This window comes from Parasaccharibacter sp. TMW2.1882, assembly GCF_023337635.1.
In the GTDB taxonomy this organism is placed as follows: Bacteria; Pseudomonadota; Alphaproteobacteria; order Acetobacterales; family Acetobacteraceae; genus Bombella; species Bombella apis.
The window spans coordinates 1-2,500 of the sequence record NZ_NWUT01000005.1; the positions used below are offsets into that span (position 1 = coordinate 1).

1 tRNA gene and 2 rRNA genes (1 of these 3 cut by a window edge) are annotated in these 2,500 nt (G+C 55.3%); all 3 read right to left on the reverse strand.

The annotated features are described in order from the left end of the window. A tRNA-Met gene (locus CO583_RS09165) sits at positions 1-77 on the reverse strand. 38 nt (positions 78-115) lie between these two features. Beyond that, positions 116-230, reverse strand: a 5S ribosomal RNA gene (rrf, locus tag CO583_RS09170). A gap of 85 nt (positions 231-315) precedes the next feature. After that, positions 316-2,500, reverse strand: a 23S ribosomal RNA gene (locus CO583_RS09175); it runs 552 nt beyond the window's last position.

The window sequence follows — 2,500 nt, forward strand, 5'->3', positions numbered from 1 at the left end:
TGGATGCGGGGGTAGGATTTGAACCTACGACCTTCAGGTTATGAGCCTGACGAGCTACCGGGCTGCTCCACCCCGCGTTGGTGGGTGGTTTTTATGGGGGTGGGTGAGCGAGGGGACCTGGCGGCGACCGACTTTTCCGCTCCTTAAGGAGCAGTATCATAGGCGCTGGAGGCTTTAACGGCCGAGTTCGGGATGGGATCGGGTATGGATCCTCCGCCATGGCCACCAGGTCTTCCCGCTCACCCATGTGGGTGTTTGGGGGTGTTTTGGTTGGTGTTTTCTGGAGTGTGACTGACTACTGTGCATGTGTTTTGATGTGTGAGAGATATGGGCGATTAGGATCAGTCAGCTACACATGTTGCCATGCTTTCACACCTGACCTATCGACGTCCTGGTCTTGGACGGCCCTGTGAGACCTAGTTTTGAGGCTGGTTTCCCGCTTAGATGCTTTCAGCGGTTATCCATTCCGAACTTAGCTACCCGGCTGTGCCGCTGGCGCGACAACCGGTGCACCAGAGGTTCGTTCATCCCGGTCCTCTCGTACTAGGGACAAATCCTCTCAAGTCTCTTACACCCACGGCAGATAGGGACCGAACTGTCTCACGACGTTCTAAACCCAGCTCACGTACCACTTTAATCGGCGAACAGCCGAACCCTTGGGACCTGCTCCAGCCCCAGGATGTGATGAGCCGACATCGAGGTGCCAAACCTCCCCGTCGATGTGGACTCTTGGGGGAGATCAGCCTGTTATCCCTAGAGTACCTTTTATCCGTTGAGCGATGGCCCATCCACGCGGGACCACCGGATCACTATGGCCGACTTTCGTCTCTGCTCGAGCTGTCACTCTCGCAGTCAGGCGGGCTTATGCCATTGCACTCGACAGCCGGTTTCCGACCGGCCTGAGCCCACCATCGCGCGCCTCCGTTATTCTTTGGGAGGCGACCGCCCCAGTCAAACTGCCCACCATACAGGGTCCCGGACCAGGCTGACTGGTCTCGGTTAGATATCAGAAAAGTTCAGGGTGGTATTTCAAGGATGGCTCCACCTGAGCTGGCGCCCGGGTTTCAAAGCCTCCCACCTATCCTACACAAAACTTTCCTGATACCACTGTAAAGCTGCAGTAAAGGTTCATAGGGTCTTTCCGTCTGACCGCGGGTACCCCGCATCTTCACGGGGAGTTCAATTTCGCTGAGCCGATGCTGGAGACAGCGGGGAAGTCGTTACGCCATTCGTGCAGGTCGGAACTTACCCGACAAGGAATTTCGCTACCTTAGGACCGTTATAGTTACGGCCGCCGTTTACCGGGGCTTCGATTCGACGCTTGCACATCTCCTCTTAACCTTCCGGCACCGGGCAGGCGTCAGACCCTATACGTCATCTTTCGATTTCGCAGAGTCCTGTGTTTTTACTAAACAGTCGCTACCCCCTGGTCTGTGCCACCCGCCGATGGTTGCCCACCAACGGGTCTCGTTTCTTCCGAAGTTACACGAGCAATTTGCCTAGTTCCTTCAGCATCGTTCTCTCAAGCGCCTTGGTATACTCTACCAGTCCACCTGTGTCGGTTTCGGGTACGGTCTATATGCCAGAGCTATTTCCTGGAACGGTCCAAAAGCCAGCTCAATCCGATAAGAGCTGACAACATATCTCGTTCGTCACTTCTGGCAGGCTCAGGACTATTAACCTGATTCCCATCGACTACGGCTTTCGCCCTCGCCTTAGGGGCCGGCTCACCCTGCGTGGATTAACCTTGCGCAGGAACCCTTGGACTTTCGGCGACAGTGTTTCTCGCACTGTTTGTCGCTACTCATGTCAGCATTCGCACTTCTGATACCTCCAGAGAGGGTCACCCCGTCTCCTTCGCAGGCTTACAGAACGCTCCGCTACCGCGCATAGTAAACTATGCACCCACAGCTTCGGCACGTGGCTTGAGCCCCGTTACATTTTCGGCGCAGGGTTTCTATTAGACCAGTGAGCTATTACGCTTTCTTTAAAGGATGGCTGCTTCTAAGCCAACCTCCTGGTTGTTTTGGAATCCCCACATCCTTTCCCACTTAGCCACGATTTAGGGGCCTTAGCTGGTGGTCTGGGCTGTTTCCCTCTCGACAATGGACCTTAGCACCCACTGTCTGTCTGCCGTGCTCATACTCCTCGGTATTCGGAGTTTGGTTAGGTGTGGTAAGGCTTTGGGCCCCCCTAGCCCATCCAGTGCTCTACCCCCGAGGGCAATACACGACGATCTACCTCAATAGATTTCGCGGAGAACCAGCTATCTCCGAGTTTGATTGGCCTTTCACCCCTAGCCACAGCTCATCCCCGACTTTTTCAACAGGCGTGGGTTCGGCCCTCCAGTGCGTGTTACCGCACCTTCAGCCTGGCCATGGCTAGATCACTCGGTTTCGGGTCTTCTACCAGTAACTCAGTCGCCCTATTCAGACTCGCTTTCGCTACGCCTACACCTATCGGCTTAAGCTTGCTACGGACAGAAACTCGCTGACCCATT